The organism is Acinetobacter sp. NIPH1876 (assembly GCF_022808535.1).
Lineage (GTDB): Bacteria > Pseudomonadota > Gammaproteobacteria > Pseudomonadales > Moraxellaceae > Acinetobacter > Acinetobacter higginsii.
The window spans coordinates 1-13,204 of record NZ_JALGBR010000010.1 but is presented as its reverse complement, the minus strand read 5'-3'; the positions used below and the strand labels follow the sequence as shown (position 1 = coordinate 13,204).

At 39.1% G+C, this 13,204-nt stretch carries 13 protein-coding genes; 1 reads left to right on the top strand and 12 read right to left on the bottom strand.

All coding sequences use genetic code 11. The annotated features are described in order from the left end of the window. Nucleotides 1-10: 10 nt before the first annotated feature. The 12 genes from MN869_RS11820 to ispH form a co-directional block, all read right to left on the bottom strand. Entirely contained in the window at nt 11-778 is a 768-nt protein-coding gene (locus MN869_RS11820) for a pilus assembly PilX N-terminal domain-containing protein (protein ID WP_243307536.1), read from the bottom strand. Next, nucleotides 775-1,800 carry a PilW family protein gene (locus MN869_RS11815; protein WP_171550712.1) on the bottom strand — a complete coding sequence of 342 codons (1,026 nt, stop codon included), beginning with the start codon at nt 1,798-1,800 and terminating at the stop codon, nt 775-777. The genes MN869_RS11820 and MN869_RS11815 overlap by 4 nt, the downstream gene beginning before the upstream one ends. 1 nt (nt 1,801) lies before the next feature. Continuing rightward, nucleotides 1,802-2,290 carry a type IV pilus modification protein PilV gene (pilV, locus tag MN869_RS11810; RefSeq protein ID WP_171550713.1) on the bottom strand — a complete coding sequence of 163 codons (489 nt, stop codon included), beginning with the start codon at nt 2,288-2,290 and terminating at the stop codon, nt 1,802-1,804. Continuing rightward, nucleotides 2,287-2,913: a GspH/FimT family pseudopilin gene (locus MN869_RS11805; RefSeq protein WP_243307534.1), complete on the bottom strand. Its 627-nt coding sequence runs from the start codon at nt 2,911-2,913 to the stop codon at nt 2,287-2,289. The genes pilV (MN869_RS11810) and MN869_RS11805 overlap by 4 nt, the downstream gene beginning before the upstream one ends. Before the next feature lie 373 nt (nt 2,914-3,286). Beyond that, nucleotides 3,287-3,748, bottom strand: a complete 462-nt coding sequence (locus MN869_RS11800; protein ID WP_171550715.1) for a type IV pilin protein — start codon at nt 3,746-3,748, stop codon at nt 3,287-3,289. Continuing rightward, on the bottom strand, nt 3,735-4,262 hold the full coding sequence (locus tag MN869_RS11795) for a prepilin-type N-terminal cleavage/methylation domain-containing protein (RefSeq protein ID WP_171550716.1): 528 nt from the start codon (nt 4,260-4,262) through the stop codon (nt 3,735-3,737). Before MN869_RS11795 ends, MN869_RS11800 begins: the two co-directional genes overlap by 14 nt. Nucleotides 4,263-4,276: 14 nt before the next feature. Beyond that, entirely contained in the window at nt 4,277-8,320 is a 4,044-nt protein-coding gene (locus MN869_RS11790; protein ID WP_171550717.1) for a PilC/PilY family type IV pilus protein, read from the bottom strand. 14 nt (nt 8,321-8,334) lie between these two features. Next, nucleotides 8,335-9,138 (bottom strand): pilus assembly protein, encoded by an 804-nt coding sequence (locus MN869_RS11785; protein ID WP_171550718.1) that lies wholly within the window; start codon nt 9,136-9,138, stop codon nt 8,335-8,337. Then, nucleotides 9,138-10,124 (bottom strand): PilW family protein, encoded by a 987-nt coding sequence (locus MN869_RS11780; protein WP_171550719.1) that lies wholly within the window; start codon nt 10,122-10,124, stop codon nt 9,138-9,140. Before MN869_RS11780 ends, MN869_RS11785 begins: the two co-directional genes overlap by 1 nt. Nucleotide 10,125: 1 nt before the next feature. Then, nucleotides 10,126-10,695, bottom strand: coding sequence for a type IV pilus modification protein PilV (gene pilV, locus MN869_RS11775; RefSeq protein ID WP_171550720.1), 570 nt, complete (start codon nt 10,693-10,695; stop codon nt 10,126-10,128). Beyond that, nucleotides 10,696-11,229 carry a prepilin-type N-terminal cleavage/methylation domain-containing protein gene (locus tag MN869_RS11770; protein ID WP_171550721.1) on the bottom strand — a complete coding sequence of 178 codons (534 nt, stop codon included), beginning with the start codon at nt 11,227-11,229 and terminating at the stop codon, nt 10,696-10,698. Nucleotides 11,230-11,369: 140 nt separating this feature from the next. Continuing rightward, entirely contained in the window at nt 11,370-12,320 is a 951-nt protein-coding gene (ispH, locus tag MN869_RS11765; protein ID WP_243307525.1) for a 4-hydroxy-3-methylbut-2-enyl diphosphate reductase, read from the bottom strand. Between the two features lie 103 nt (nt 12,321-12,423). Here ispH and gmk point away from each other — a divergent pair, with 103 nt between their 5' ends. After that, a complete protein-coding gene (gene gmk, locus MN869_RS11760) occupies nt 12,424-13,047 on the top strand; it encodes a guanylate kinase (RefSeq protein ID WP_004803956.1) in 624 nt (207 codons plus the stop codon). Nucleotides 13,048-13,204 lie beyond the last annotated feature (157 nt).

Sequence of the window (13,204 nt, the reverse complement as noted above, 5' to 3'; positions counted from 1 at the left end):
CATTTCTCCCTTATGAACCTGACGGCTCAAAGTCAGATAAGAAGCGATATTCTGCAACTTGTGTGCTATATAAAATATTTTTCTCTTGTAGGCACTGAACCAATCCTGTTTCTTTTTTTTCAATCGCTTCTGGCGTTAGCTCAATACTTTTATTCAAACACCCTGTTTTCGTATCAAATAAATCACTATTAGGGTTTGAAAGTAGCCCTTCCATTACTGAGGTCACCTGTACACGCAAACGAATACTATTCTCTGTTTTTGCACCAATGACATCTGTGCCACGCGCTAAATCCGAGAAAGGTTGAGCCGTAGAGGCTGCTTTTTTAATATGAACCTGTGTCACCACTTGTGAGCGTCCGCCAGAAAACTTGGTTACATCACGTTTATCTTCGCTACTAAGTGCCTGACATGCTCCACCACCTGTTGCCATCAACTGACTATGTTTCGTCGCACCATCCCAATACAACCAACTTGCATTTGACAAGTTAAAAGGTTGGGTTCCCTTAAAACAGAAAACCAGTTCTTTATTCCAGTTATCCTCATTCTTAAAGAAACCGACAATCCCATTCGTAGAGGCCATATTCTGCTGAATATCCGGATTTTGAAAATACATCAATGCTGCATCAGCATTTTGTCCTAATAACGTTTGTATTTGATTATTACTCACTAATTTTAATGAGCTCACACTTTGTCGAATAGCTAGAGTCCCTATGATCGTGATCATCAATACAATCATCAGTACAACAATCAGTGTCGAGCCACGATGAACATATCTCATGTTCCAGCCCCCCCATTTGTACAGGTTGTGGTTTTACTGCTATCGCAACCCTCTGAGACCCACCCCATCGCATTTCTTAAAGAAATTGTTTGATCCACAGCCTGGCGTAAATAATTATCCTGAGAAGCAGGCGTGAGACTAACTTTGGTACCAAGGACTTGAAATGGCTCTTTATTTCTTTGGTTAATCACAGCTTGATTGCCTGTTTTATTATCCGAACGAACCAAGACACCAATTTGAATGGCATGCACATGCGGACGAACAGTCAAGGTGACACCATCAATATTTTTTTTAGCTGGCGTCAATGCCATATAGTTCTTTACATCTGTATAAGCTAGGGTACTATTGGTGCTATTAAGGTCGCCATCCATATACCCCAAACGAATCTGGAAAAAATCCACATTAGGTAAAATGACCTGACTTGTACCCCAAGCCAGTTTTAAGCGGTCTGTTGTTGTTTTGGTGTCAAGCGTCGCTTGTGTATATTGTGCCGCTTGACACCGTAAAGATTGCCGCGGGTCCGTTGACGTTGAACCAACATAATAACGCTGTACCACGAAAGTCCCATTCGCAACATCCGCACCAGAACAATCAAGACCGCCTTGAGGTGCTTGATAACGAATCAGCAATTGATCATTGGTTAAACCCGTTACATTGGCATTCCCAAAACTAGTGACTTGGTTATTGGCAAAACAGTCTGCACAATTTAGATCAACTGCCCCGCCCACATTATTTGAAGTCAGTAAAATACCTGCATACGCAGTTTGGTCATTAATCGCTGGGACTGGGGAGCTTAAATTTGCTTTACGAATATCATCAACAATAAAGTTCAGCCCCAAACTAGCATTGTCTTGAATATGCGCCATTGCTTTTTGCAATTTATAACTGGTAATCCCTGTAATAAAAAGCTGAATAGCAGCTGCCACAATTAATAAACCCAAAGTGAGTGAGATCATTAATTCAATCAAAGTAAAGCCTGACTGGGCTTTAACATGTTTGGCGTAGAGAAGGCCTGTTTCCATTTTAATATGCCTCCAAGAACAAGCAGTGTGATCCAGAAACATAGACACCATCTTTAACACATACTGCAATGCCCTGATCACCTGCGAGATTGGTTTCATCCCAAGCCACATAGATACATTGTCGATTACTTCCTGTTGGACACTGATCGACAGCGAGGTTCATGCCATTATTTTTGGCATCAAGTGCCGCATTTTGTAAGTCTTGTAAAGCAATCTTTTCAGGTATATCCGCTACAATTGCAACCTCAGTTTTAGGGACTTCAACCGCTTTCACTTTATATTTCCCAGCACGGGCCGCTTGTGGATTCGCCCGCATACGTTCTGCAAGATCACGTGCAATCGTGAGTGCCAAGACCTGTTTATTCGCTTCAAAACTGGCATCAATTGCCCGCAACTGCAAAGCAGCAAAGCCCAATACACTGATTGCCAATAAAACCAGAGCAACTAATACTTCAACAAGCCCAACACCTTTCTGCTTTTGAATATTCATGTGCAAGCTCCTTCTTTAACTGTTGTATCTCCAATCACCCCGACCTGAATACAATAAGAAAGATTTTGTCGCTCTAAAATAAAATTCTTTTGTGCAGCAAGGCTGCCATTTCGTCTAAAGCTAAGATTGGTCGAGGAGCTATTGGCACTGGTCACACCATGATCTAAACGTGCAATAAAGATTCGTTGTGTTTCTGCTTTTGGAATGGCAATGGCTGTAGCACAATCGTCGTTGGATAAAGAGGCTAAACAGACTCCTGTACTCTGTCGTAACAAAACAGCTTGACTACGAGCTTCTGAAATTTTCATCACCAGTTCACGGGCAGAAGACTCTAACTTTTGGCGGCTATACATGGTTGCAAATGAAGGAGCTGCCATTAAAACAATGATGGCTAAAACAGCGATCGTGATAATCAACTCAACTAAGGTAAATCCTGAGCGAAAATGAACAAAGCTCTGCTTTGTCTGAACACAAGACGGAGAGCTACGCTCGAAGTTGCACGGAGGAAGTTGGACAACACTCAACCCTATCCCAAGACGAGAAGCTATGCTTCGAGTAGAAGGGTCGGTAAAGCTATGCTCTGTCTGAGCGCGAGACTGTAAGTCATCATGTGCTTGTTGCATACAGTCCTCCATATGCACAAATCTTTTTGTTTTAACGGACATTTTTATTAATTTTTTATTAAGCATTGATTTTAAAAATTATTTTTATAAAACCCTTATAGGTCTTTAATTTTAAATCAGTAAAATCAAATCGTTATATTAATAAGATGAACGTTATTTTCGTGATTGTTTTCATGTTTAATATTAATTTCCGTCTAAAATGCACCAAAATCCATCTTTAAGAGATAAAAGGTAGGTAAGGGCAGATAAATGATAAATGGGTCACATTCATTAATTATTGTTGTTAAAAATATTAAATAGTTTACAAAATCAACTGCTATAAAAAAAGCAAACACTGAGGTTTGCTTTTTTTAGTGAGTTAGCAGCTAGGGTGTTAACGGCCATCCCAATTTGTTGTTGCTGATGGGGTACATGCAGAACCACTATTCTTATCACTTCCTTTGTTCCAGCACCTATGTCCTTGATTATTCAGAACCACATGGCCATCTCCAGTTTGCCCATTTACAGGTGTCGCTGTAAGCGTCCAACTTCCAGCTGTAACATTCGACAATGCTAAATTGTATAAAGTTGATCCCGATTGTGGGCTTAAACCATTGTGGTGTATAGTATCAAGTGTGATTGCCTTGTTTTCTAGCGTTATAAAAGTAGAATTTATTGCTTTATATCGCTGTAAACTAGCAGCAATCTCTAACATTTCACTTTCTACTGCTACTCGTTTCGCCTTAGAAACATATTGATGGTATGATGGATAAACAATGGCAACCAAAATACCAATAACGGCAATCACAATCATAACTTCAACAAGTGTGAATCCTATTTCTTTACCATGTTTCACTATTTACTCCACACGGATTTGCTGACTTCAAGTTCGTACTGGTTAATACTTTAGATTCTAATAATTTGTCTTTCGTTCTACAACGAGTACCGCCGCTTATGAACAAATAACTATAATTTTGATCTTGTAAAGCATTACATGTCGCACAATCCGCCCCATAATTTACTGAAGAATTAGCTTCTGCTAATATCACCCACCCTTGTCCTAATGCACTTATATCATCTAATGCAACCGTAGGTACGGTAGCGTCTCTCACAAAAATTGTATATTTTTTTTGTGAACCCGTAGTATTAATAGGTACAGTTGTTGATGCCACAGCAAAACCCCTATAATTTAAATTCCGAGCTTTGTGTTGTTCTAACAAAGTTACTAAACGCTGTATCTCATGCTCTGCTTGAGATGCAGCTCCACGGCGTGCGAATTGCTGATAGCTAGGTATAACTAAGGCAGCAAATATAGCAATAATGACCAATACCACTAATAACTCAATCAAGGTAAAACCTTTATTCTTCATAAAAGCCTCCTTAATTAACGCTCATACCAACGCTGAGAAACGAATTTGGTCTTACCTGTATATTTTTTCAAATTCTCATTCGTTGGTAAGTTTAATACGATACCTCGATCCCGATTAATACCACCAAAACTAATACCGACATTTCCTTTCCCTAAAAAAATATCATTTGGGCGGTTATCAGATCCTGTTGAACCATCAGGATTTTTCTTTTTACATTCACCATACGGCAAACAAAACTGTGTGGCGTTACTCTCACCTCGTACCCCACCATAACAATCTACATTTGTAATATCTTTAGAAGAATCAAAAATGCTCACATATAGATCACTATCAATGGCAACAGATTCATTTAAAATACGCTTTTTAGTTCCAACAGGATAATACCAACCACCATTGCTTAATGCTGTTTCCGTATTACCATTGGTATTTTTTACCAAGTTTTTACCAGCCTCGCCACTTGGTTTAACATCTTGGGTATATAATTCTTTTGTAGCCAAAACAGGTAAGTTGCGACGGGTCACATCTTTATCATAGATTACATATACGGCATCATCAGCATTATTTCCCGCAGACATTGGATAACTAAGATTTCCTGAGCCAATAGTAACAGCTGCAAACAAACCATTCGTTGAGTTATGGATAGTAAACGTAGGTGCATTATAAAAACGAGGTACTTTTGTTGCTCCTGACATATCCAATATACGGACAGCTCGGGTTGCAAATTTTTCACCACTGTCATCAGTAGCCACACCAGCTTTCGCAGATGCATTTAAATCAATACGCCAAACTTGCCCACCTAAATCACCAAAATACAGATGATCGACAAGCCCATCACTATTACGATCAACTGTTTTAATGTTCCCCACTACACTACGCTTCATGTCAGCCGCATACGTTCTTTCAGTATCTGTATTTGTTGAACCGGCATTGGCACTTGCCCACCATAACAAACTACCATCATTCGCATCAAACATATAAACCCCAGCGCCTTGATCAATATAGCTTGATGAAGGTGTATAGTCAGCTGAGCTCTCATAAATTGAGTCATAACCACCACCAACAAACATCACTAATTTCCGCTTACCTTGCCAATTTACCCATGCAATACTTGGTTTAGACCAGCTTTGTCCCATACAACCTAGGCCATTGGTGGCACTACATATACCTGTAGGATTTATACGAAATTTAAGCTTAGGTGTTCCGCTCGTTGATGTAACATTTGAAAGGTCTAAAGAATAATAACTCTTACCTCCCATACGCAAACCACCATAAAGCCATTGTTTACCACCATTCGCACTGGCAACGCTGACAATGGGCTCATTAGTTTTTTCACCAGATTTTGTGGCATATTCTGTATAGGCGGTCCATTGCCCATCTATTCCATAACGTAGAGTTGCACTTGGGTCATCTTGTTGGCCAATAAAACTCTCTGCTTGTCTATCTATCATTTCACTTGGTACAAAGCTGAAAATTTCTTTACCAGCATCACTATCCGTTGCACTTTTACCAGCACGAACAACATGCAACACACCTTGAGTTGTACCAAAAGCAATTAAATCATCACGATTATCATAGCTAATCGTCTCTGTATCTTTATCGTATTTGGTTGTTCCTTTTTGTGTAATTAGGATCGGTTTAGAGTGCATCACAGCACCCATTTGACGAAGTGTCGCATTAGTATTATTTAGAAAATTGTTAAATGCCGTATTTGCTTCATCCGTAATCGATGCAGCAACATCGCTACTTACATCGTAACCAAATAACGCAGCAACATAACCACGCTTACTGTCCACATTAAAGTTATTATCGGGATTATTGATTTTTAAATCTGCAGTTTTGATCTGTATTAGATCACCATCCGTGATTGGTTGGGCGACATATGTTGTATTATCGACCGCCAAACTCAACTTCCGATCAGTAAAAATTTTTCTCTCAGTCGTTACCGGATCCGTACCTGTCGTTGTAGTTGAACCTAATAATAACCGGCTTAATGCTCCACCAACTCGAACACGTATCGTTTCTTCTTCATCTATTCCGTTGACTTGCTTAACTTTAGTAATCTCTCGCATGATGTTTTGATCTGCCCAATAATCATTTGGGTTATCCACGCTCTGGCCCTTTCCTGTACCAGAGGTGATCATAACATCTGCACCATCTTGATCTTTCAAGGTATTATTTAGAACTTGATATTTTTTTAAATTTCCAACCCAAGTGGTGACTTTTAAATCTGGACGTGGATCAAATTGTGGGAAATAGCCCCAAGGCTGAATATTTTGAGTATCCAAGTTATCCACTGGAATAGTCACCGAGCCAGTAGTGACTGGTGGGATATATTTTTGCAATTTTTTCAGAAATCTTTTTACACTTTCAACAACATCTGCTGAACTTTGTCCAGGATACCATCCTCCTTGCCCCACTTCCCCCCATTTTTTTGCATTCAAAATATCAGAATCTGTACTGGTATCATCGCCAAAATCTTTACCAAAACCCACAACTGCTGTTTTTATTAAAACTCCTGCTGGGTTTTTAGTTGTGTCTAATAAAGCTTTAGCATAATTTCCAATGCAATCCCAAGAATTAGTTTTATCATGTAAATAACTCGTGGAACAATTAAAGTCAGCTCCTTTTGTACCTAAAGTGCTTTTCATAAAAGTCGTATAATTACCAGAGTTATTCGAATAATTTGGTTCACCATCAGTTAAAAAGTAAATTCCTTGAGTATTACATTGTTTCGCACTCGTCACTCGACTTGGCGCCAAATATTTGTTTCCATCCTGAATTGCTGTTTTGCCAATTGAATCAGTAAAACCTGTACTTGTTAGATTTTTAGTTGTTGCCCCCATCATATAAGCAGCTGCTTCAGCATAAGCGAAAGCCGTAGGTGTATTATTATTCGCCTGTAGACTAATCACAGCATCAATCATTCTTTGTCGATGAGTACGATAAACGGTGCCGAGATATAGAGTTGTTCGGGTATAAGAAGCATCTCTTCGTTGTGCTGTTATACCTGTTTGCTTTACTGTTGCAGTGCGCTGAAGATTCCTAGTACAGTTTTGTGAATTAGTTGTACAACTTCCTGCGGATGGTGATTTGTCTAAATATGAAGTCTGATAATTATTTGTATTTTCAGCGTCCGTATTTACTGCCCCATATTGTATCGTTGTCTCGTTTGGTGGGCTAGCAGTTGCTCCCGTTGGAACTGTATTTGTAGTTCTTTCCCAAGTAGAACAGTTATTACTTGTATCCCATACTTTACATATTTCACGAACTGTTGTGATTGTTTGCTCACGGGAAATCCAACTACTATCCGTAGAACCCGACCACCCCGTATTTCCACTCGGGTTTACTGGGTCAGGTGTCCAATTTCCATTATCGATCCAATTTATTACAGTAGAAACATTACACCATTTTGACCCACCTGTCCTTGTGCCATCTGTAGTAGTACAATTTTGTGTTCTTGTTCCTTTTTGAGCTAAAGTCTGAGAAGTATCCTTTGTTCTTGTTCTTGTTCTTGTTCTATCGTCTATCCATTGGATAGTCTCTACGGTTCTATATAATTGTCCATTTCCAATATCAACATTGTCACTTAAAGGGCGTGCCTCTAGTTTAATTCGACCATTTATACCACCAAACTCAGATAATCCTACGGCCAAATTGTCAGGTAATCTTGTTGTATCAGTATCACCTTGTAATAGTTTTAACATTCCATCCTTTAAACGTGTAATACGATCAGGATATTTTATTGACCCACTATAATCACCCTTACACCACTGGCGGCGATAGGGGGTAACACCTGTTACAGCCGACTCTACAGCAAAATCTCGTCCAAAATCTGTAGCACCACTTGGTAAATCGCACCCATAACCCGATTGACTATTAAAATAACGACTCATACTCCCTGATACATCCAACATAAACATTAAGGTAGTTTCAGATGTCTGCGGTGCCTTATATAACTCTACATCACTGGCCTGAGTTGAAACGGCCACGCTGGTTACGATGGTCATTGCAGCTGCTTGACAAGCAACGACTAATTTTTTTAGTTTCATAATTTTCATTGCATTATCCCCAATTAACTGCTTTTGGTGGCATAGCTCACCACTGCATAATCCATCACTTGCTGACTATAAGGCACACCAATTTTTTCAAAACAGTCTGTGATTGTTTCTGTATCAGAATCTTCAGTCGCCTTTTCATTGGTGTAATCTTTAAAACATTTATTAATTTCAGTTGTATTCGAAGACCATGAATTGCCACCTGTTGCCATACCTGGAATAATTGTTGTCACTACAACTCTTACAGGTTGAATATTATCAAGTTGAACCGTTGTAGTATCGGTACCAAGTGGATAAAACTTGAATGGAACATCACTATTCATACTACTTTTCTTAATCGCAACCTGTGAAATCATAACATCACGTCCACTACTAAAATCATTAGTGGTGTACTGGCAAAAACCAGTTATACCTAATTCATCATTCTTAATTTGCGTAATTTTTTTGGTATTATCACTCGGATCAGTCACTTCTTCCCATGACACAATACTGGCATTTTTTAAATCAAAGACATTTTTTTGTGTTTTCGGGCGATAACAAAAAACTAATTCTTTGGTTAGGAAATTATCAGACTTGACCATCCCCAACATTCCCAAAGAGCTTAAGTTTTTTTGCAAAATACTATTATTTTTATTGTCTTGTTCTATCGCAAAAAATACCGCATCGGCTGTTTGCTGCATTAAATTCCGTGCTTGACTATTTGTCGCAATGTTCAAACCGACAATACTTTGTTTAACAGCAAACGTACCTATAATTGTCATCAGTAATAAGATGAAGAGTACCGTTATCAGCGTTGCGCCTCGTTGGTCAAAAATACGCATTACAGACTCTCCATTAACCCATAACCATTACGTAATGCTACCGTTTGAGTAATCACCTCTCGGATATACCTTTTTGCTTTAGCATCATCTTTTAATGTAACTTTTTGATCTAGAATTTGAAATTTATCAGGAATTTCCTGATTACTAGGCACCGTCTCTACTCCACGCATTAATATACCTAGTTGTACTGACATGATTCTTGGACGAGAAGTACCATCTTTCACCAAAGTATTACTATCTCCCATATAGTCTTTCACTGACATATATTTGAACGTATCTGTAGTATTATCTTTGACTCCCAATAAAATATGGAAATGATCCACTCGACGCATAATCACTTCACCATTACCTCCATAACGGCTTATAGCAGTTGGTAGATCAGCTGTTTCCAATAAAGTTTCATACTGACCAGCATCACAGACCAACGCTAAATCATCTCCATCTTTTCTTAAGAAATAGCGTTGGATAATAAAGATACCTTTTTCAATCTCTTCTTTAGAAACTTTCCGCCCCTCACAGTCCATTGAACCTGGCACAATGGCTTTATATTGAATAACCAACTGGTCACTTTTGTATTCTTGAATATTACTTGCACCAGACCAACTTGCTTGACCAACACCCTGAGTGAGTAACGCAATTTTTGTGGTATTTTCATCAGTTAGATGAAAAGGTAAATTTGCAGATTGTGTTTTCTGATCATCAGCAGATAATGATGTATAACTTTTTAAACTTGTCAGTACAATTCCACTATATAAGTTACGATCATTAAGAATGGCTAGATTCGCATCTAAATTTGCCATACGAATATCTTTAGTAATGTAATTCAATCCAAAATTGCCATTATCTTGGAGCTCAGATAGCGTTTTCTGTAAATTATAATTAATAGAACCCGAAACAAATAATTGAAATCCCGCTGCAACAATAATTAGCCCAAGAGCCAATGCGACGATCAGTTCGATCAAAGTCATACCTAGTTGTTTGTTCATTTTAGTACGCCTCCAATACGATGCATTTTGTATCCGAGCCATAATTGCCATTGTGAGTACAGTCATTACTATCTGTACCATCTTGTGGATTCGTCTCATCCCAAGCCACATAAATGCAGTAACGATTCCGCTGTATCTCCGTATCTGCTGCACATTGATTCACACCAATCTTCATCCCTTTTTGATAAGCGTTATAAAGAGCTTGTTTTGCATCTTCAGCTGCAAATTTTTCACTATCACAAGCGGTGGCATTTGAAAAACATGCTGAATAGCTATAAGAGCTCAAATTCTCTTTACCACTAAAAGCTCTCACATACGCCTTATAAACTTCTTTCTTACCTTGCTCGTCAGTACCTTCAATCTCTTTAGTCAAACCATCTTGATTCGCCCGAATACGCTCAGCAATATCTTTGGCCAAACTCATCGCCTGAATACGCTTAGATGCTTCGATTGAGGAATCCAATGCTTTGACTTGTAATAGGGCAAAACCCAAAATGCCAATAGCCAGCAATAAAAGTGCTACAAGCACCTCAACCAACCCCATTCCCTGTTGATGATGTTCTGCTTGCATTTATGAACACTCCTGTCCTTGCTTAGACCCACTTTTTGTAGTCACTTTCCCTAAAGGAGTTATTTCTACATAATTCGTTGTCACCCCATTGGAAACAATAACCTGAATAGCCGAGAGCGTTAAATCTTCTCGTTGATTATGACCATCATCATCCGTAAAATTGCGAGAAAGTTGGGCACTTCCATCTGTTAGAAATACCAGTCTATCAATACCTTCGATTTCTTCTCCATTCCATGCATTACTTTCACAGTTAAACTGTAAGTATGATATTTGCTGATCGCCTGGAACAGACCAGTACAAAATTTGTGGGGTTGGACTTCCAGCTTCACCAAGATTTACAGTTACCCTATACCGATGTAAAACAGCATCATAACGAGCTTGAATTAATGTTTTTTCAAGGTCTTTAGTTGAATGTTCAATTTTCTGCCTTGCTCTTGCTTTTTGAAAATTAGGCATTGCAATGGACGCAACAATTACCAGTACCACCATCGTCACCAGCAATTCAATTAAGGTGAACCCCCGAGTTTTCCCCATTTCCCCAGCACCTAATGCTTAAAATTCACTACTCTATATTAAATTTTATTTTTACAGAACCAATACAAAGCAGATAAGCACCAAAAAAAAACGGATGGAGTGCAATCCATCCGTTTCCAGTTCACATTTTTCTAATAAAATTAGGCTTGTATCACTTGGATACGCAACTCTTTTGGTAGACTAAAGGTAATGTTTTCCTCACGTCCTTGTAGTTCTTTTGGTGGCGTCGCACCCCAATCTTGTAAGCGCTGAATCACTTGTTTAATTAAAATTTCTGGGGCTGATGCACCTGCAGTGACACCAATTTTGCTCTCTGCTTTAAACCAATCTTTTTCAAGTTGATCCGCATTATCGACCAAATACGCCGACTTACCCATACGCTCAGCCAACTCACGTAAACGATTCGAGTTTGACGAGTTTGGTGAACCGACCACTAGAACCACATCACATTGTTCAGCTAGATCACGCACTGCATCCTGACGATTTTGGGTGGCATAGCAAATATCATCTTTACGCGGGCCTTGAATTTTTGGAAATTTACTTCGAAGCGCATCAATCACTTTACCTGTATCATCAATTGAGAGTGTAGTCTGAGTAACAAAAGCGACTTTTTCAGGATGTCTTACCATTAAAGCCTCAACATCCTGTTCATCTTCAACCAGATAAATCTCACCACCACGTGACTTATCGTATTGCCCCATGGTACCTTCAACTTCTGGGTGACCTTCATGTCCAATCAGGATGGCCTCAGTCCCTTCGCGTGCATATTTGGTCACTTCAATATGAACTTTAGTCACTAATGGGCAGGTCGCATCAAATACTTTTAGACCACGACGATCGGCTTCTTGCTGTACTGCTTTCGATACGCCATGTGCACTAAAAATCACAATTGAATCATCAGGAACCTGATCCAATTCATCGACGAATACAGCACCTCGCTGACGTAAATCATCGACCACAAATTTGTTGTGCACCACTTCATGGCGTACATAAATAGGTGGGTTAAAACATTCCAGTGCTCGATTGACGATTGCTATAGCACGGTCAACTCCAGCACAAAAGCCTCGTGGATTGGCCAACACGATTTCCATAACATCCTCTCTCATGATCTGAATTTTTACACCAAACTATTTCGTTTAATGACACGCTACACTACAATAGCCAAGATATTTTATCATATTCAGGAAAAATATCATGTCGGGTCTATTGTTTGTCGTTTCTGCAGCCTCAGGAACAGGCAAAACATCTTTGGTCAAAGCCCTACTCGATCGAGTCAGCAACTTACACGTTTCTGTCTCACATACTACACGCGGTCAACGCCCTGGTGAACTTGATGGTGTTCACTACCATTTTACCAATAAAGAAAGCTTTTTAGCACAAGTTAATGAAGGCGGTTTCATCGAATATGCAGAAGTATTCGGAAATTATTATGGTACCTCACAAGCCAAGGTCAAAGAACAACTGCTACAAGGTCATGATGTTTTACTCGAAATTGACTGGCAAGGTGCTGAACAGGTTCGTCGACTTTTTCCTGAATCGAAACAAATCTTTATTCTCCCTCCAACACAATATGATTTAAGGCAACGTCTTTCAAATCGTGGCACAGATTCTGTTGATGTCATTGAACATCGTTTAAGTTGTGCAGTTGAAGATATGCGTCATTTTGCCAGTTTTGACTATGTCATTATTAATGATGATTTCAATAAAGCAGTACATGATTTAGAAGCAATTATCGCTGCAAATCGTTTGGTTACTTTGCAACAAAGTGTGCGTCATCAACAATTAATCGAAAACTTACTTACCCTTGATCGTGAATAACTTGAGTCTGGGCTAAAAGCCTTTTATACTACTCAGTCTTTTCAAATGTAATGTTCAAACGAGACAACTTATGGGGTAATCCCCCCGAAAAATAAAAGGATGTAAAAGTAGAATTTTCTCTTAAGATAGAAGCAGGAGATTCTGCATGAAAACATCT

Excerpts from the sequence above, each read along its gene's own strand:
- MN869_RS11820 (WP_243307536.1), bottom strand. The coding sequence starts at position 778 with ATGAGATATGTTCATCGTGGCTCGACACTGATTGTTGTACTGATGATT.
- MN869_RS11815 (WP_171550712.1), bottom strand. The coding sequence starts at position 1,800 with ATGGAAACAGGCCTTCTCTACGCCAAACATGTTAAAGCCCAGTCAGGC.
- pilV (WP_171550713.1), bottom strand. The coding sequence starts at position 2,290 with ATGAATATTCAAAAGCAGAAAGGTGTTGGGCTTGTTGAAGTATTAGTT.
- MN869_RS11805 (WP_243307534.1), bottom strand. The coding sequence starts at position 2,913 with ATGCAACAAGCACATGATGACTTACAGTCTCGCGCTCAGACAGAGCAT.
- MN869_RS11795 (WP_171550716.1), bottom strand. The coding sequence starts at position 4,262 with ATGAAGAATAAAGGTTTTACCTTGATTGAGTTATTAGTGGTATTGGTC.
- MN869_RS11790 (WP_171550717.1), bottom strand. The coding sequence starts at position 8,320 with ATGAAAATTATGAAACTAAAAAAATTAGTCGTTGCTTGTCAAGCAGCT.
- MN869_RS11785 (WP_171550718.1), bottom strand. The coding sequence starts at position 9,138 with ATGCGTATTTTTGACCAACGAGGCGCAACGCTGATAACGGTACTCTTC.
- MN869_RS11780 (WP_171550719.1), bottom strand. The coding sequence starts at position 10,124 with ATGAACAAACAACTAGGTATGACTTTGATCGAACTGATCGTCGCATTG.
- pilV (WP_171550720.1), bottom strand. The coding sequence starts at position 10,695 with ATGCAAGCAGAACATCATCAACAGGGAATGGGGTTGGTTGAGGTGCTT.
- MN869_RS11770 (WP_171550721.1), bottom strand. The coding sequence starts at position 11,229 with ATGGGGAAAACTCGGGGGTTCACCTTAATTGAATTGCTGGTGACGATG.
- ispH (WP_243307525.1), bottom strand. The coding sequence starts at position 12,320 with ATGGAAATCGTGTTGGCCAATCCACGAGGCTTTTGTGCTGGAGTTGAC.
- gmk (WP_004803956.1), top strand. The coding sequence starts at position 12,424 with ATGTCGGGTCTATTGTTTGTCGTTTCTGCAGCCTCAGGAACAGGCAAA.